Raw genomic sequence first — 18440 nt, 5'->3', positions numbered from 1 at the left:
CCCGGGGCACCAACCCGGGGCCGAACGACCAACGGCCTGTCGAGCAGGACGCTCGACCTTCGCGTCCATCAGGACGCCCGGCCGCAGGCCTCTAGCCCCGTGCTTCAGCGCGGGGCACAACCCGGGTTTCAACCCGGGGCACCAACCCGGGGCCGAACGACCAACGGCCTGTCGAGCAGGACGCTCGACCTTCGCGGCTAAAGGCGAACGGCGTCGGGACGCTCGACCTACGCGACCTGAAGTTTTCGCGCAGGCCGACGGTCCCAAGCCGTCGGTCCACGCGAGGGCATCGCCCACGAACGATGCACGGCAGGGGATCCCCTGCCGTGCATCGGCCACTCCCGTCTTCCCCCGGTTACTCTACCCGGCGACCATGAGATACCCCAGATGGAACTCATGTCCCTGACTCAACTCGTGCCGCTTGTCGGTTACTGTGATCTTGAGCGTGTGCTCGCCGGGCTCCAGTCCAGTCGTCAGCGAGATGGAGTTCTGCCGATTGAACCGGTAAACCGGCCCGCAGGAGACGTCCTTCTCCCCCACCGGCTTGCCGTCGATCTCACACGCGATGATCCCGCCGTTCATCCGCAGTTCATAGTAGATTGCCACCGTCGTTCCTGTGAACTTCAGCTCGATGGATGTCCCCGGCTCCGTCGCCATGATCGAGCCGTCTTTGAAGTTCCCTGCAGGTTCGTTGACCTTCCAGCCTTCGCCTGCGGCGTCAGTCACGGGGAGGAGGCGCGCAGTGGTATAGAAATCGGTGACCTTAGGCGCGGGCAGTTCTGATGGCGGATCGACCGCCTCCGTCAGCTCCATTTGCTTCTTGAGGAACGTGGCCAGTGTGGCCGCGTAGATGGCGTGCCCCCAGTCACCGGGGTGCACCTTGTCCTCGGCGAGGATGTCCCAGTCGATGAACCCCGGATCCACCACCGCGCGGATAGACTTCTGGAAGTCCACCGTGGGAATGCCGTAGTAATCTGCAATTGCCTGGTGACGGTGCGTCGGAATCTGCAGGGTGTGGGCCGTCGTATATGTGAACACAATCGCGGGCTTCTTCTCAAGGCTCCAGCACTGGCGGACGATGCCCTCCATGGTGGACATCACTGCTTCGTCCTGCCCGCCGTTATCATTGACCGCGAACTCGACGAAGACCAGGTCCGGGTCGAACTGCAAGACGTGCTTCTCCAGGCGAAACACGCCCAGGTATGATCCGGTGCCGCCTATGGCCGCGTTGACTTCTGTGATCTCACAATCCTTGAACTTCTTTTTCAGCCATGCCGTGGTGAACGGCCGCCAACCGTTCTGTGCGGTGATTGACCCCCCGATATAGGCAACCGTGACCGGCCCGCCTGCGCGGCACTTGTCGAAAAAGCTCACGAGATTGGTCATCGGGCTGACCCCCTCGGCCGTCTGGTCCTGGGCCATGAGCCCGGCTGCGATCATCATCGCTACGACGATAAGCAACAGTCGCATCAGAAGATCCTCCGGTCGGGAGCGCTCAGGGCGCTAAGAATGTGAAAAGCCTGTTCTCCGCGGGCATGGATACCACCTGCGAGAAGTGCGGCGTGAACACCGCCGGGCCGATCTCTGTGGGCCGCAGAATCACGAAGTCCGCAAAATGCGGGGCGTTGAAAGCGACGTACGCCAGTCCGAACCGCGCCACGTTGAACTCCGCGTCCATCGCGAAATCCGGGAACGCCACCGGGCCCGTGTCCACCTGGAACACATTGCGCAGATCGTTGACGTTCATAGTCTTGACCGGGTACTCCAATTCGCACCGAAAGCGACCGGCTGGGTCGGCGATGACGGTCGTGGCCGTGATAGCGCGCCCGGCGAGAGTCGCCTGCACCACCTCCGCCGGCTCAGCAAGCGCCTGTGCAGGTAGGCGCGTGATCTGCATGTGGACCCGCTCGAACCGGCCCGCGACAAGACCGACTTCGGGCTGATCGTCTTCGGAGCGCGCGTGAGTCCGAATAATCGAATACTGCGCGGCATTGAACACCCCGCAGAAGTCGTAATTCGGGCTGCGGAACAGGTTTGCCTCGGCGAAGGTGTCCTCACTCTTGCACGAAGCCGCGAGGTAGAAAACCTCTTGCTCGCCCGCCAGGAGGTCCGTCAGCGAGACCACGCACTCCACCTGGATTCGCGCATTGTTCTCCCTGCCATGGGTCACGAAAGTCACGAAAGACCGTCCGAAGTCGGTTGCTTCCAAAGTTCCCATTCCTCCTCAGCGTCTTGCACAAGTCTACTGCTCTGTTTGCGGAAACTGCAGGAGCCCGAAGCCGGTGGTGGGATCCATCACCCGGACACCGCTCATGCCCGTGATCTCGAGCACAACAATCTCAAGTATGTGCCAGGCAACGATCCCGGCGCGTATGCAGCCCGAGCGGGTCTCCTCACCCCTGCCGAAAGCCGCGTGCATGTGGAGCTTCGGCTCTCCGCTCTCATTGGGGAAGATGGTCCCCACTGCCGCCGCTTCGTGCACGCCACGCAGGAGCGCTACCATTGGCTCCGGGGGCAGCTTCTCGCCGTCTCGCGGTCCCACGACGAACCGGCTGGAATCGTCCGCGCCGCCTACCATCACCGCAATTCCCCGTGTGATCCCATGGTCTGCAAGAAATGCTTCCAAAGCCTCCGGCATCCTCTCGCCGTGTTCCAGCCTCAATGCAAACACACGGCCGACGCGTCCTTCCGCGTACTGCATGAGCAGCCTCCGTCAAGTGCTTGGGTGGGAGCCGTGCCCGGTCTCCGGACCCCATTCGACGTACAGGGACGGCACCCCTTCAAGGCGCCGTCCCTGTGCACACATCCCACGGCTTTCGGGCCTATCCTCCCGGGTTGAAGCCTCCGCCCGGGACAATCCCGCCGCCACCGGGCACCATCCCGCCGCCTCCGGGCACCATCCCGCCGCCTCCGGGCACCATCCCGCCGCCTCCGGGCACCATGCCGCCTCCGGGCACCATGCCGCCTCCGGGCACCATGCCGCCACCGGGCATCATGCCGCCACCGGGCATCATGCCGCCTCCGGGCATCATGCCGCCCTGCTGCATTTCTATCCCCTTCTGATTCCAGCCGTACGGTGTTTCCGCAATCTTCTGGAAGGTATTGCCCTGCAGACGATACGCACAGAGCAGACCGTCTTGAGCGATCAGTATGTTGCCCTGAGGGTCGATGAGCATGGCGATGCCGCCGTTCACATTGAGCTGCATCTGGGGCATCATGCCGCCGGGCATCATACCGCCCCCGGGCGGCATCATTCCGCCGCCTCCAGGTATCATTCCGCCGCCGGGAACCATCCCGCCGCCTCCGGGGGCGAACTGGCACCATGCGGGTGCACAAAGCATCACAAGCAATCCGACCACACCAACCATCTTCATCCTCTTGCTCCCCTTTCTTCGCCCTTCGATGCACTCTCGCTTCCTGCAACCACCCTATCGGCGCTGCAGGCTAATGCCGCTCGCGAGGCGTCACTCGTTCCCCGGCTGCACCGTGCCCATTGCCGGCTCGGGCTGCGCGGGCTCCTCAAAGTAGGCGTATGGCGCCTGGGCGATCCGCTGCAGATTGTTGCCCTGCAGCAGGAACACCGTCAGCTGCCCGTTCGCGGCCACGAATACATGCCCCTGGTTGTCCACAGCAACAGCGACCCCACCGCCATCGCCGAAGTCCATGGGGCCGAAGTCGCCGGGGAACATCCCGCCGGGCATCATCCCGCCGCCAGGCATCATCCCGCCGCCGGGCATCATCCCGCCGCCGGGCATCATCCCGCCGCCGGGCATCATTCCACCGCCGGGCATCATTCCACCACCGGGCATCATCCCGCCGCCGGGCATCATTCCGCCGCCGGGGGGCATCATTCCGCCGCCGGGGGGCATCATTCCGCCGCCGGGGGGCATCATGCCGCCGCCCGGCATCGGGGCACCACCGGGGGGAGGCCCTCCACCCGGCTGGGGTCCAGGCACGAACTGTGCCCAGGCCGGGATGACCGTCAGACATCCGATCGCCACTGCCATCACCAGCGTCCTCATGGTCACATCTCTCCTCGGAAGTTGTGAACGGCTGCAACAACAACTTCGGCAGACACCGAGCGTTTCCTTCATCTCTCGCAATTTCCCCCAAAAAAACAATCGCCGGACCCATAGTCCGGCGATTGTTATCACAACTCGATCAGATGCGTCTGCGGGCGACTACCACTCGGTATCGTAGTAGCGCAGTGGCCCGCCGCCGCTTATGGTCTTGCAGTTGTTCTGCGCGAACCACTTGGAGTGACCGTCGGCAAAGGCAATGTTTGCACCATCATTGTGCCGTGCTTTGCCCACCGCATCAGGATTGGCAGGCGGGCAACCACAGGGGAAGCCGCCATTGGCCCATGCAACGCGCAGGAGCTTGGCCCTGGCCGGGAAGCTCAGCGACCAGTAACCGCCAATCCAGGTACTGGTGCAGTCAGCGAGGACGACGGTCTCCGCCGGGTAGCTCAACCGCCCGATCTTGCAGCCGCCGCCAACGTTGCCGATGAGTTCGCTGTAGCCGTAGTCGATGAAGGTGTTGTTGCTGAAGTTCGGGTCGAAGTCGATCCAGGACTGGTGGGTGTTGTGCCAAGCGTTTTGGCTGGAAGGGCACACATAGAGCTGGGTGTTCTTGACGTAGGGGTAGATGCCGCCCCACCAGGTGCAGGAGTTGGGCTGGCCGGCATTGCCCTCGCTCCAGTAGTAGGTCGGGAACTTCTCGTCGTAATCCTGGGCGTACATCACGAGCCCAAGCCCGAGCTGCTTGGTATTCGACAAACAACTAGACTGCCGCGCCTTCTCGCGTGCACGGGCGAATACGGGAAACAGGATCGCCGCCAGAATGGCGATGATCGCGATGACGACCAGCAACTCGATAAGGGTAAATCCTCTGCGGCCGGCGCTCATCTGGACATCTCCTTTCGTGTGCCTTCAAAGATATTATCTGGGTCAATAACCACTCTACGCCTGCGATAACCCCGGCGTCAAGAGGTTCCCCACGACAGAAAGGTTCGCGGGCGGACACGGAGAAACCTTCAACATCGGGAAGAAAAAAAACAGGAGTTCCACCGATGGAATACCGACAACTCGGCCGCAGCGGAATGCGCGTATCTACCCTTTGCCTGGGCACCATGAACTTCGGCGCCAGCACCGACGAAGCGACCTCAATCCGTATGGTCCACCGATCCCTCGATGCCGGTATCAACTTCATCGACACTGCCGATGTGTACGGGCGCGGGGTGTCCGAGGAGATTGTCGGCAAGGCCATCGCGGAGAGCAGACGGCGGGACGAGATCGTCCTTGCCACCAAAGGCGTGGCCCACATGGGAAAGGGCCCCAACGATCATGGCGCGAGCCGCTATCACCTCATCCGCGCCTGCGAGGCCAGCCTCAAGCGCCTGCAGACCGACCGAATTGACCTGTACCAGTTGCATATCGTGGACCTGACTACGCCACTGGATGAGATATTGGAGACCCTCGACATCCTCGTGAAGCAGGGCAAGATTCTCTACTGCGGCACCTCGAAATGGCCGCCGACGCTGATCATGGAAGCTCTGGGGATCGCCGACCGCAGGGGATTGCCGCGGTTCGTCAGTGAGCAGCCACCCTACCAGATGCTGGACCGCGGCGTGGAAAACGAGCTCGTCTGGATGTGCCTGCGCCAGGGCATCGGCATTATCCCGTGGGGGCCCCTGGCATACGGGCTTCTCACCGGGATGTACCGCAAAGGCCAGACGCCGCCGGAGGGCCACCGCTTTTCCAAGGCCGGCCCGGACCACAACCGCTTCACGCCCCAGGCCCTGGATGCGGTGGAGGAGTATCTGAAGCTGGTGGAGGAGAAGGGCTGCAGTCTCGCCGAATTCGCCCACGCGTGGCTCATCAGCAGACCCGGGGTAACCTCTGCGATCATCGGCCCACGCACTGAAGAGCACCTGGAATCGGCGCTGAAATCTCTGGAGATCGAGGTGACCCCGGAGGACGAGGCGCGGGTGGATGCCATCGTCCCTCCGGGGACCTGGGTGAGTGATTTCTACCACGGGAATGTCTATGGGCCGCTGGTGAAAAACCCGTACCGCAACGCCTAGGCAGTCAGACACGGTGAACTGGCAAGATCGGGGAACCGGCATCCGAGTTCGGGCCTCGTCCCAAATTTGGTGCCTGTACCCGATTCCTGTCCTTCTCTTATCCGATCAACTCCGCCAGCTTCACCGGACATCCGCCGCGCTTCACGGACTCATAGCCGGCCACAGACACCGCGAGACTTGCTACACCCTCGTCATAAGGAATGCCCGCCGGGCGTCCCTGAAGCACCGCGTCGATGAAATCCTTCTGCACGTAGGTCGCCCAATCATCCGGGGCGTTCAGATCGCCCTGAGTGTCGCCGGCGAAGCTCGCGCTGGCCCCGTTGATTGTGACGATCAGCCCGTCGCAGACCACCTTGAAGCCCACGTCCCACTTGGCTTGAGGGACGATTGAGCAACTCAGCGTGCCCAGGGCGCCGCTCTCGAACTGCATGATCAGCGCCGTGGTGTCCGGGATCTCGAAGACCTGCGAGTATTTCAGCAGGCCCTCGGGTTCGTACCCGTTGGGGATGTCGGTCCAGTTGCGCACGGTGGCGGTGGCCCCGGTGACGCAGCAGACCTCGCCCGCGAGGAACCGCGCCAGGTCCAGCATGTGGGTGGCCTGCTCGATGAGCTGCCCGCCGCCCAGTTCCATCTTCGGCCACCAGCCCGGCGAGGGCAGGCCCGGCATGTAGTAGTGTGCCTGGATCATGGCGGGGGTGTGCTTGCGCATCATGTCCCGCACCTGCACCAGCGGCGGCGAAAAGCGAAACATGTAGCCCACCTGGGTGATGACACCGCTGTCACGCACCGCTTTCGCGACCCGGTTCGCTGTCGCCATGTCCACTGCCACAGGCTTCTCTACGAAAAAGTGGATGCCCCGCTTGCAGGCTTCCTCCTCAATGTCCCCGTGGGCGAAAGGCGGGGTGCAGATGATCACCGCATCGGGCTTTTCAGCGTCATACAGTTCCACTGCGTTTGCGTAGACATTCCCGCCGTACTGCTCCGCTGCCCGCGTCGCGCGCTCCACGTCCACATCACAGTAGGCCACCATCTCCACTTCCGGGTTGCTGTTCGCCTCATTCAGATGCCGCCGAGCGATCCCGCCCACACCGATGAAACCAACCTTGATAGACATTGGGGTCCTCCCTGATTGAGTGTTCGTGGTCTGTGTGGCAAGTCTCTTCTCCGCCAGGGGAGGTTGTCCTTCGTTCAGCCCGAAGGTCACTCGCCCTCCCGCGCCGAATTTCTTTCTGAAAGCCTGGCGCCCTTCACTGGAGGCCCTTCTCATGCTCGCGCGACTTCTTGCCACCGCTGTCTGCCTTTCCCCCCTGTCCGCACTCGCCCAAGCCATCGTTCCCGACAACGGGGCCTTCGTCTGGCGCGATGGCAGCGAGTTCATCCGTTTCGACAAAGGCCGCTGGACCGCCGGCATCGACGGTGCCCGAAGCCTGTCGTGGCATGTTTTTCTCTGGCATGATGACTGGAAGTACGAAACCATCACCGGCGGTACGATTGAGGCCGGGCCGGAGCTTCAGCCTGACGGCTCGCTTACCATGTCGGGGAAGTTCTCAGCGAAGGAAAACTCCCCGCCCATGCTCTACTCGCTCGCCGTCACTCCGGAGGAGGGCGGTCTTCGAGTGCGCTATGAGTTCCGCAAGTCCGGCCCGCTGAAGCTGTCGAAGCCAGGCGTCCTGCTCCACATCTTCGCCGAGCGCAAGACTTTCACCGGCGAAGAGCGCGTCTGGGCAGACCCGTCACGCAACGGCACCATCGCCGGCATCCCCGGCGGCAGTGCCAAGCGCTTGCTGGTGGAACTCGCGGGTACACGCAGCCTGGAACTGGGCTTTGCGAAGTTCGCCGCATTCGATAGCGAAGGCAACCCGAACGCCTACCTGTTCCGCCTGAACTTCATGCCGGGCGACTTTCCGGAGGGCCAGACGGCGTTGGGTGAGTACACGGTCCGGTTCGCCGACATGCCCGGCACTTTCCCCGGGCAGGTGCTGCCATCCGCCGAACCCCTGGCGATCCGTTCCGTGACAGCCTCAGCCGCCCAGGTCCCGATGTACGAGAAGCTGGAACTGGACGTTGACCTGGGCGCTACCTACGACAATCCCTATGACCCCGACGATGTGGCATTGGACGCAACCTTTACCAGTCCTTCGGGCAGGCAGATTGAAGTGCCGGGGTTCTTCATGGTCGAACAGGAGCGCACGGTACAGGATGGCACCGAGATCATCACTCCGCGGGGCAACGGCTCGTGGAAGGTGCGCTTCGCGGCCCTGGAGCCTGGCCGGTACACATGGCAGCTCGCTCTGCGAGACCGCACTGGCAGAGTCACCGGCGGCGAGGGAGCTTTCGAGGCCACCACACCCACCGCAAAGGGCTTCGTGCGCGTAAGCAAGGCCGACCCGCACTTCTTCGCTTTCGACAATGGCGAGGGGCACTACTGCATCGGACATAATTTGCCAATCTACCACACATCCGGCCAGCTTGCCGATGAGGCCATGCGCAAGTTCGCCGCCGCTGGGGAGAACTGGAACCGTTGGTGGATGGCCTCGTACGGGATCGGCATCGAGTGGGAAGACCGGCTGGGGTGGTACCGTCAGGACAACGCGGCCCGAATCGATCTGGTGCTGGACTGGGCCCGCGACCTGGGTCTTTACTACATGATGTGCATGGACACCCACCAGGACTTCCGCACCACCGGCTGGGACCGGAACCCCTTCAATAAGGCCAATGGCGGCCCGTGCGAGAAAGCCGGTGACTGGTTTACCAACGAGGAAGCGCGCGAGTACTACCGCAAGCGCCTTCGCTATACCGTTGCGCGTTGGGGATACAGCCCCAATGTGCTGTGCTGGGAGTTCGGCAATGAGTTCCAGGGCTGGGCGGACTCAACCGAGGCCATGCAACTCGAATGGCACCGGGAGATGTCCGAGCACCTCGCAGCCATTGACCCCTTCGACCACATGATTACCACCAGTTTCTGGGGCGGCACCGGCCCCGAAGCCTTCTGGCAACTGCCGAATATGCACATTGTTCAGACCCACTGCTACACCAATACGGACGACAACGTGGCGCCGGAAATCCGTCGGTACTGCATGGACCAGTGGACGAAGTTCGACAAACCCCATATCTTCGGTGAGTTCGGCATTCGCAGCCACAGCAGCACCGCGGACAAGGACCCCGAAGGATGGGGCATTCACAATGCCCTCTGGGCGGGAATGGCCAGCTTCTGCGCAGGCCCGCCTATGCCCTGGTGGCACGAGAACTACATCGAGCCACTCGACCTGTACTTCCACTTCACAGCTCTGCGCAATTTCACACAAGACCTGCCTTTCGGGACAGCCGCATGGGAGCCGCTTGAGGTCGAAGCCGTGGAGTACGCCGACCCGAACCATGTGCCCGAGGTCTCCGACATCACAATCTCACCGGTCTCGGTCTGGGGGAAGCCGGAGCACAATGAGTTCCGCATCCTGCCCGACGGGTCCATCGAAGGCGACCGCCGGCCGCAGCAGCTGCTCCATGGCGCCGGGCACCCCGACCTCAAGAACCCGCCCAGCTTCATCGTGGACTACCCTGCCGCCGGGCAGTTCATCGTCTCCGTGAGCAATGTCTCCAACTCCGGCCTCCTGCGCATCTGGGTGGACGGCGAGCAAAAGGCGGAGATCGACCTGCCCTGTGGGGAGGGCCTTGGCAAGAGCAGCGTGTACCGTCCCCAGTGGACGCTGTGGGAGACCACCTACGATCAAGAGTTTGCCGTGGATGTTCCCGCGGGGACCCACACCATCCGCATTGAGAACTTCGGCAAGGACTGGGTGCGCGTGGTCTCGTACCGGTTCACGGGGGCGAAGTTGATCGACCGGCCCAACTTGCTCGCATGCGGGATGAGATCGGATGATGTCGCGGTGCTCTGGGTCCAGAACCTGCGCAGTTCCTGGTTCAACCACGCGGGCAATGGTGAAGTGGGCAAGGTCGATCCGAGCGTCATCACCCTTTCCGGCCTGCCCGACGGCGAGTACACCCTGCAATGGTGGGACACCTGGAAAGGCACACCCCGCGGCACGGACAGGGTGAGTGTCGAGGGCGGGAAGCTGATCCTGAACATGCCCGAACTCGAGACCGATGTGGCGCTGAAGATCAGGCCGGTGCGGTAAGCGCGAGCCTGTGGACGAATGGTCCCCCGGTGATCCTCTCCGGGGGACCATTCGTCTGCATAGAGAGGTTTTCCGGCCCATCTCGCGGAAATCATGGCTATTCGCGGCCCCCTATCTCGAGTCCAGGAGCCCAGGACCGTGACCCTCCAACGACACGCTCTCAGTCTCGCCGCAATCCTCTACGCCATATCGCTGCTCCCTGCCCTTGCGCAGGATGACAAGCCGTCAGCCCAGGCCTTGCGAACGCAGGCGCCGGTCACTGTGGACGGCGTCCTCGATGAGGCAGTCTGGCAGGCCGGCGACTGGCAGACCGGCTTCACCAGCGCCGCCAATACTGAAGAGAACCGGGGCAATCCCAGACCCGTGGACATCCAGACCCGGTTCAAGGCCGCCTTCGACGACCAGTTCCTCTGTGTCGCCGTGGAATGTGACGAGCCCAGTCCCGACGGTATCCGGGCGGACATCACCGCCCACGACGGCACGGTGTGGGCCGATGACTGTATCGAGATCTTCTTCGACCCCGCCGGCGAGGGACGCTACTACCATCACTTCCTGATCAACACCGTGGGCGCGTGGTATGACGACTACGGCGCGGACTACGGCCTGGTGCATGTGAAGCTCTGGGACTGCGCAATCCGGACCGCCGCTAAGGTTGATGCGGAAGCCCGGAAGTGGACCGTCGAGGTGGCCATTCCTTTCGGAGGCCTGAACCTCTACGAGGATGCCGGGCCTGACTGGGCGTGGAACGTCACACGCGAGCGCCATGCGGGCGGAACGCTGGAACTCTCCTCCTGGAGCCCCCTGAAGGGTAACTTCCACGCGCCGAAGCTCTTCGGGACCCTCAAAGGCATCGACGTGGATTTCCGACGCTTCGCTTTGCCGGTGTCCAACGTGACCTCCGCTGTGTCACGCGCCGGGAGCGGCGTCAACACCGTGACGATCTCGGCGCAGGTGGGCAATGACTGCGGCGCCGACCGCCGACTGACCGCCTCCGCCGGGCTTTTCGGCAAGCAGAATGAAACCGTGCGAACCGAGCCCTTCAGCGTTCCCGCCGGGGGCAAGGTCACCCTCAGCCTCCCCGAACTCAAGGTGCGATCGAGCCTACCCGGCGCAAGTTTCCTCATCGAACTGCGCGACGAAGAGACGGGCCAGATCGTGAAGTCAATGGTGAAGAGTCTCGAGGCCGACTACCGGCCGGTCACTCTCTCTGTCCTGGAGCCCTGCTACCGCGACACCATCTATGCGACCGAGGACATCCGCGAGATCATCTTCCGCGTTGCACTCGCGCCCGACGTGGAACGCGAGGCCGTATCCCTTGCGCTCAGCCTGAAGAGCGCGGGCGGTGAGACCGTCACTTCCCGCACAGTCCCCCTTGCCGATGCGGGTGCGCCTTTGCGCCTTCCAGCCGCCGACCTCGCAGTAGGCCGGTACTCACTGGCTGTTGAGGTGTGCGACGCAAATGGGAAGACCCTGCACAAAGCCGAGCGCACCATCAACAAGCTACCGCCGCCTGATTCCGGCAACGAGGTGCGCATCGACGAGCATGGCAACATCCTGGTCAACGGCAAGCCGTGGATCGGCATCGGCTGGTACGGGAGCGTGCCCACGGACGACCCCCGCGCCGACGTGGTTGCTCTGCAGAACCTGAACATCCCTGTCGTGGTGCGGCCGCCAGAGACGAAGTCTATCAGCGAGGCGTTCGACCAGCATGGCATCTACTCGGTGGTCTCGGTCGAGAACGGGCGCCTTTACTACAGCTTTGATCTGTGGCGACAGTCTGAGCGAGAAAAAGGCGAGCGCATCCAGCAAGAAATCAAGGAACTTCCCGCGCCCAGCGAGATGACGGAAGGCTACCTGCGGCAACTCATCGACTGCGTGCGTGGCGAGCCAGGGCTGCTGGGCTACTATATCGCCGACGAGCCAGAGATCCACAATACCCGCTCCGATTACCTGGAGAACATGTACCGGCTCATCGCCGAGATCGACCCGTACCACCCGGTGATCGTCACCAATGACACTCTCGACGGCATCATCACCCACGGTTACCGCTGCAGCGACATACTGAGCCCGGACCCGTACTCATCCAACCTGGACTACGTGCCCAATTTCATGAAGCGCTGCCGGGAGGTGCTGCGGCCGGGGCAGACAATCATGCTCACACCGTGGCACTCCTCCTCCCAGGCCCACACCACCGCGGATTACGGCACCGCGCCGCCTTACCCGTATCGGGTGATGCGCAACCAGATGCTGGTTGCGCTCACCTTCGGTGCGCGGGGCTGGACCGGTTACACGAGTCCCTTCTTCATGCCCGAAGTCGAGCTGCGCTACGGTCTGCCTCCCATCTGGCGGGAAATCCGGTTCCTTGAGCCGGCGCTGGCCGAACCTGCCCCCGCAGAACCGCTCCAGATCGAAACCGAGGGCGAACTGGCCTCCTGGATTCGCGCTCTTGACGGGCACGTCTATCTGGTCGTCGTCAACCACAAACCCGGCGATCGTTCCGCAACCATCAGCCACCCGCTGCTGAAGGGTGTGAGCAGTCTGTTTGTCATGTCCGAAGGCCGCTCCGTTGCCGTCAGCGACGGCGGTTTCACCGACGATTTTGCCGAAGGTGATGCGCGCATCTACACCACCGACCCGGCAGCGGCCGCATTCCCCACCACCGCCGAGATCGAGCAGGAGCTTGCCCGGCGCAAGCAAGAGAGCATCCTGCCCGGCAATCTTCTCCACGTAAGCCGCGGCACCCGCGCCTCCGCAAGCAAGGGCTACTACGCCCCGTGGTTCGACCAGTACTACTATTACGCCATCAACGGGATCACCGACGACATGGGCTGGGCCGCGACCCACGCCGGCGCCGATCCCGCTTGGCTCGAGCTCACCCTCCCCGAACCTGCGCGGATCGGCCGCGTGGTCATCCACACCCCCAACCTGAAGGACTACGACCTGCGGTTTCAGGGGCCCGATGGCCAGGTGTCCGAAGCCCAGATACGAGACAACGAGGAGACGGTCGTGGTCCATCGGTTCGACCCGCCGGTGCCCTGCCTGAAGCTCCGCGTCACCGCCATTTCTGCCCGCAATGTGCCCGGTGCATCGGCCCGCCAGGTCAGTGAGATCGAGGCCTACGAGGACCCCGGCGAGGGGCCGGTCACCCCGATCATCAGCGCCGCGGCGGAGGTCCAGCTTCCCCACAGCCCCATCCCCGCCTCCCAGGGGGTGGAAACCAACGCCCTTTGGGCCGACGATTTCGCGAACTTCAATCCCCGGGACAAGTTCGCCTGGGACGGGAAGGATGAGTGGGTGGTGGACCCGGCGAAGCACAGCGCCACTCCCATTCCCGGTGGGGGCATCAAGTGCCGGAGCATCGAAGGCGGCTCGGGCATGGCCCGCATCTTCCCCTATGACCCCGCATATCGCTTCTTCCAGGTGAGCCTGCGCAACATCGAAGGCACCGGCTACCGCTTCGTGAACGTGGGTTTCAGTTCATCGTCCGGCAAGCCCGGTTATCGAGGGGCGATCAACACCTCGCGCCCCGGCATCTACACGGTGGATACCCACTACATCAAAGACACCTACCGCACCGGTGCCGAGAAAACCTGTTTCGTGCGCACATACCAGGCGCAGGTCGATGTGACCTTCGACTGGTTCCGGTTGGTGCAGCGTCCCCTCAACGGCCTCGCGGTGATGATGGCCGATGGATCGCCCTTGCCCGAAGCCCTTGAGCAGGGCGACCAGATTATGTTCCATCTGATCCTCGAAGACCCGGCGACAGATGCCACGGTGGACGTCCTCGCCGATAGCATGTACTCGCCCCTGCAGATCAACGGCCAGCCGTATGTGCAGCTTTTCCGGATGACACCCGACGGCCGGGAGTGGGGAGCCGTGGTTACCCTCGGCGAAGGCACCACGCCCTTCGACCAGACGAAGACCGGCTACCCCGTGGTCTTCCGCGCCCGAATCGTCGGCGGCTCACTCGCCGAGACCTACGCTTCCGCATCCGTCAGCTTTCGCTGATCCATCCCGTGGGGAGGCAATAAATGAGACATTCGCTCGCTCTCGCTTTGTGTATTTTGTCGCTGGCGGCCTTGGCGCAATCCGACAATCTCATCGCCAACGGCGACTTCGCCAACGGCACGGCAGGCTGGTCTGTCCCCGCGGGTGGCAGGGGCTCCGCGCGTATCATTAGTTGCGACTTGCCCGGGCTGCCGAAAGCGATTCAGGTCATCGTCAAGCCCGAACCAGGCGACAATCCCTGGGCCGTGACCTTGCATACGCCCCTGCAGGCTTTCGTGGAGGAAGGCCAGCCTTTGACGATCAAGCTCTGGGCGCGCAGCCCGGAGAAAACCCCGGCTAGCGTATTCCTGGAGCAGTCGGGCGAGCCTTACGCAAAGTCCGTCTACGGGCAGATGGCGCTTACATCGGACTGGCGCGAGTTCGAGTTCCAGGGCAAGAGCCTCCAGTCATTCAGTCCCGGCGAAGCTCGTGTCGGATTCCATCTCGCCCACGCGGCAGGTACCATCGAGCTTGCCGGTATCCGCCTGCTGACCAGCTCTCAAACCGCACAGGGGAAGAGACCCACGATGAATGAGCCCGCCGGCATCATCGAAAACGGCGACTTCAGCCAGCCGCTGGAAGGCAACTGGCCCACCGGCGGCGGCGACCGACTGAGTGTGAAGATCATCGACGTGGACGTCCCCGGCTACAGTCGCGGGGTGCGGCTGGTGAGCACACCGCCGGAGAACGCCAACCCATGGGATGTCCAGTTCGCTCAGACCTGCCGCGGCTACGTCTATCCCGGCGATGCCGTGTACTTCCGGGCCTGGCTCCGCAGCCCTGACAACTGCCCCGTGACTTTCATATACGAACTGAATCGGCCGCCACACACCAAGCACATCAGCCAGACGGTCCACCTGTCGCCCGAGTGGAAGGAGTACCGGTTTGTGGGCAGACCCGACCGGGGCTACCGTCCGGGCGAGTCCCGGGTCTCCTTCTTCCTGGGCAATGCGAAGGGCGTCGTGGAAGTGACCGGGGTGCGCGTCGAGAACTTCGGGCCCGCGCCGGACGCCGCGTTCAGCCAGACCATTGACTACTGGGGTGGCAGAGCTCACCCCGACGACTGGCGCGAACCCGCCCTGCAGCGCATCGAGCAACTGCGCAAAGGCGACCTGCGAATCAGCGTGACTGACCGTGCCGGAAACCCCGTGCCCGACGCCGCCGTGAAAATAGAGCAGTTGCGCCACGCCTTCCGTTTCGGCACCGCGGCACCCGCGGGCCGATTCCTGGACCAGACCAACCCGGACAACTTGCGCTTCCAGCAGGAAGTGGAGCGCCTGTACAACACCGTCACCTTCGAGAATGACCTCAAGTGGCCCGCCATGAGCGAGGCCAACACCCAGATGGTCCTCCGGGCCATTGACTGGCTGAGCGCCCGGAACATTCAGGTGCGTGGCCATTGCCTGCTCTGGGGATCCTTCCGCCACTTGCACGCTTCAGTCCGAGACCTGCGCGGGTCCGAACTCTTGGCGGCGTGCAAGGCCCACGTGACCGACTACGCCAGGCGTTTCGACGGCAAGCTCTACCTGTGGGATGTGGTGAACGAAGCCGGCAGCAATGTGGAGGTGTGGAACGACATCGGTTGGCAGGCTTTCTCCGACGCCTTCCGCTGGGCACGCGAAGCTGACCCGGATGTGCAGCTCTGCTACAATGATTACGGCATCGTCAACGAGAACCCGGTCTATCGCGCCAAAGTTGCCGCGCGCATCCGGCAATTGCTGGACGCCGGCGCTCCTGTGGATGTCCTCGGCATCCAGGCCCACATGAGCACCCCGCTCACCCCGATCCACCGGGTGCTGGAGATCATGGACGAGTGGGCCGATTTCGGACTGCCGCTGGAAATCACCGAGTTTGACCTGGGCTGCCCCGACGACCAGCTGCATGCCGATTACGTGCGAGACTTCATGATCGCCGCTTTCAGCCACCCGAAAATGCAGTCCTTCATCATGTGGGGCTTCTGGGAGGGCTCACACTGGCGCGCTAAGGACTCTGCCGCCATGTTCCGGCGCGACTGGTCCCCGCGCCCTGCCCAGGAAGCGTGGGAAGATCTGGTATTCAACCAGTGGTGGACCCGCGCCGATGAGAAGACCGACAAGGCCGGCCTCGCATCGACCCGCGCTTTCTACGGCAAGCACCGTATCACCGTAGAGAGCGCCGCCGGGAAGGCCGAAGCGGAGATCGAGCTTCTGCCGAATGGCCCCCGCGAATTCAAGCTGGTGGTCGGGGGATAGCCCCAGGCGCGCAAACCCAATCGAAATGGAGGGACAAGACAATGGCCGGCGTACGTTACGCAGTAGTCATCACCGGCGCTCCGCCCGCGGGGAACTTCCTGGCGAAGCTTTTCGGCGCCGACCCACGCAAGAGACTGGTCCAGGCGATACGCAGCGTCACGGCGATGGACGCGGCACGCGCTGCGAAACTCCTGGATGCGCTTCCGAAAGAGCTTGCCCGGTTCAACACAGAGCAGGAGGCGAAAGTGGCTGCCCAGACCCTCGAAGACGAGGGCGCGCGGTGTGAGGTCCGGGCGGTGGAATAGCTTCTTGTCGACGAGTGGCACTGTTTCCCGAAGCAGTGCCGCGGCAGAGCACACCAGGCGGGGCCTGGTGTGGCACACATTCACACGATACGGCCCCGGAGAATGACCCCGGGGCCGTATCGTTCCGTCCTCTCGTCCGCTATCTCAGTAATGCCAGCGCCCCGTGTTGTGCATCCCCGGAATCGGCGGCTTGATGGTATTCTCCCACTTGTACCACTTGGCGTGACCATCCGCGAACCCGTAATTCGAACCACCATTGTGAATGTCAATCGCGATGTGGTCCGCGAACTCGCTGTATGCCGTGAGGTCGTCCCATGAGGTGAGATCATCCGGCCAGGGGTGATATCCTGCCTCCGGGCAGCCGGGCTTGCGAACCGCCACGCAGATCTGCTCGGCGGGCGTGTCAAAGGCCGCCATGGATGCGCCGTGAGCGAACAAACCGTTGAGTGCGTAGTCGCTGGCAGGTTCACCGGCGCCTGCGCGGTATGCGGGGCAGCGGAACATCTGGGCGTTCTTCACGTAGGCCTGGAGCGGCTGCCACCAGCCGTAACCCGTTGCATGATCCACCACCGGGTAGCACTCGTCGAAATCCTGGGCGTACATCATCAGCGCGAGGGTGATCTGCTTCACATTGCTCAGACAACTGGTCTGCCGGGCTTTGGCCCTTGCCCGGGCGAATACCGGGAAGAGAATGGCGGCCAGGATCGCAATAATCTAATCGCTGAAAAAGTTAGGAGGTCTTGGGTGTTCATGGGGGAATCGTGGGTGTGAGGTGATGGCGTTGCAGCACAAAGACCTTCCCCGCACCCCTTCGCTGTATGACGACGTGATAGGGTCTTCATACGTTCCCGCGGACCATCCGCTACGTCGGATCAATGCCGTTGTGGATTTTTCTTTCGTTCATGATCTGGTGGCGGACCTGTATCACGAAGACAATGGTCGTCCTGCCTACAACCCCGAAGTTCTGCTGCGCCTCATCTTTCTTCAATTGCAGTACAAGTTGTCGGACCGCGCGGTGATCGACCGAGCCCAGACGGACCATGCGTTTCGTTTGTTCTTGGGTTTGGATTGGGACGACGAATTGCCGCATCCCACCAGTCTCACGAAGTTTCGCCAGCGGCTTGGGGAAGAGCGGTTCAAGGCGGTGTTCCACGGTTTTTTGCGCCAGGCTTTGGAGCGCAAGTTGGTGAGCAATAAGCGTTTGCTGATCGACAGCTTCAACGTGGAGGCGGACATCGCCGTACCGGGTTTTCGCACTTTGCTGGACCGGATCATCAGCCGCGCTTTGAGGTCTTTGGAAGCCGGCGGCATGGATGTGACGGCGCTGCGTGAAGGGCATGCATCTTTGCGGGAAGACAAGTCGTACCAGTTGGGGGCGGAGTTTCGCAAGCAACTGCTGGAAGAATGGCTGGCTTTAGCGGAGCTTGTTGCGGAAGCTTTGGAAGAGTTGGAGCGCCCAACGGTGTCGCAAGCGGAGGCTTTGGAACTGCTCAATGATGCGCTTGAGCGGTCGGAGAATCACGGCAAGCGGAACGTGAAGAAGGACGACTTGCTCAGCGATGTGGACCCGGATGCGCGGTGGGGTCGCAAGAAGCGGGGGAAACAGGTTCAGGCGGGCTATAGCGAGCAATTGGCGGTG

13 protein-coding genes and 1 pseudogene are annotated in these 18440 nt (G+C 62.8%); 6 read left to right on the top strand and 8 right to left on the bottom strand.

Annotated elements, in window-relative coordinates; translation table 11 throughout:
* Nucleotides 1-360: 360 nt before the first annotated feature.
* The 6 genes and pseudogenes from HPY44_22015 to HPY44_21990 form a co-directional block, all read right to left on the bottom strand.
* Nucleotides 361-1470, bottom strand: coding sequence for a hypothetical protein (locus tag HPY44_22015; protein NSW58697.1), 1110 nt, complete (start codon nt 1468-1470; stop codon nt 361-363).
* Between the two features lie 25 nt (nt 1471-1495).
* Complete coding sequence (locus tag HPY44_22010; protein NSW58696.1) at nt 1496-2209, bottom strand: hypothetical protein; 714 nt, start codon at nt 2207-2209, stop codon at nt 1496-1498.
* Between the two features lie 33 nt (nt 2210-2242).
* Nucleotides 2243-2701 carry a DNA-binding protein gene (locus HPY44_22005; GenBank protein NSW58695.1) on the bottom strand — a complete coding sequence of 153 codons (459 nt, stop codon included), beginning with the start codon at nt 2699-2701 and terminating at the stop codon, nt 2243-2245.
* A gap of 121 nt (nt 2702-2822) precedes the next feature.
* A pseudogene (locus tag HPY44_22000) lies at nt 2823-3035 on the bottom strand (hypothetical protein).
* Nucleotides 3036-3464: 429 nt separating this feature from the next.
* Nucleotides 3465-4022: a hypothetical protein gene (locus HPY44_21995; protein ID NSW58694.1), complete on the bottom strand. Its 558-nt coding sequence runs from the start codon at nt 4020-4022 to the stop codon at nt 3465-3467.
* Nucleotides 4023-4181: 159 nt separating this feature from the next.
* Nucleotides 4182-4907, bottom strand: coding sequence for a DUF1559 domain-containing protein (locus tag HPY44_21990; protein ID NSW58693.1), 726 nt, complete (start codon nt 4905-4907; stop codon nt 4182-4184).
* A 224-nt stretch (nt 4908-5131) separates the two neighbouring features.
* Between HPY44_21990 and HPY44_21985 the strand changes: the two genes are divergently transcribed.
* Nucleotides 5132-6085 (top strand): aldo/keto reductase, encoded by a 954-nt coding sequence (locus HPY44_21985; protein ID NSW58692.1) that lies wholly within the window; start codon nt 5132-5134, stop codon nt 6083-6085.
* Between the two features lie 97 nt (nt 6086-6182).
* Here HPY44_21985 and HPY44_21980 read toward each other — a convergent pair whose 3' ends face one another.
* Nucleotides 6183-7199 carry a Gfo/Idh/MocA family oxidoreductase gene (locus HPY44_21980; GenBank protein NSW58691.1) on the bottom strand — a complete coding sequence of 339 codons (1017 nt, stop codon included), beginning with the start codon at nt 7197-7199 and terminating at the stop codon, nt 6183-6185.
* A 151-nt stretch (nt 7200-7350) separates the two neighbouring features.
* Here HPY44_21980 and HPY44_21975 point away from each other — a divergent pair, with 151 nt between their 5' ends.
* The 4 genes from HPY44_21975 to HPY44_21960 all read left to right on the top strand — a co-directional run bounded on the left by HPY44_21975 (nt 7351) and on the right by HPY44_21960 (nt 16801).
* Nucleotides 7351-10218, top strand: a complete 2868-nt coding sequence (locus tag HPY44_21975; GenBank protein NSW58690.1) for a DUF5060 domain-containing protein — start codon at nt 7351-7353, stop codon at nt 10216-10218.
* A gap of 138 nt (nt 10219-10356) precedes the next feature.
* Nucleotides 10357-14226, top strand: coding sequence for a hypothetical protein (locus tag HPY44_21970; GenBank protein NSW58689.1), 3870 nt, complete (start codon nt 10357-10359; stop codon nt 14224-14226).
* Between the two features lie 23 nt (nt 14227-14249).
* The gene (locus tag HPY44_21965) at nt 14250-16496 is read left to right on the top strand and encodes an endo-1,4-beta-xylanase (GenBank protein NSW58688.1); all 2247 of its coding nucleotides are present in this window, start codon (nt 14250-14252) and stop codon (nt 16494-16496) included.
* Between the two features lie 41 nt (nt 16497-16537).
* The gene (locus HPY44_21960) at nt 16538-16801 is read left to right on the top strand and encodes a hypothetical protein (protein ID NSW58687.1); all 264 of its coding nucleotides are present in this window, start codon (nt 16538-16540) and stop codon (nt 16799-16801) included.
* 144 nt (nt 16802-16945) lie between these two features.
* On the opposite strand, the gene HPY44_21955 is transcribed toward HPY44_21960, so the two are convergent.
* Complete coding sequence (locus HPY44_21955) at nt 16946-17515, bottom strand: DUF1559 domain-containing protein (protein ID NSW58686.1); 570 nt, start codon at nt 17513-17515, stop codon at nt 16946-16948.
* A 61-nt stretch (nt 17516-17576) separates the two neighbouring features.
* Between HPY44_21955 and HPY44_21950 the strand changes: the two genes are divergently transcribed.
* A partial coding sequence (locus HPY44_21950) for a transposase (GenBank protein NSW58685.1) occupies nt 17577-18440 on the top strand: 864 nt, incomplete at its 3' end.

This window comes from Armatimonadota bacterium, from assembly GCA_013314775.1.
Classification (GTDB): Bacteria; Armatimonadota; Zipacnadia; order Zipacnadales; family JABUFB01; genus JABUFB01.
Note: the sequence above shows the minus strand (reverse complement) of the source record. Positions and strands in the feature narration are given on the sequence as shown.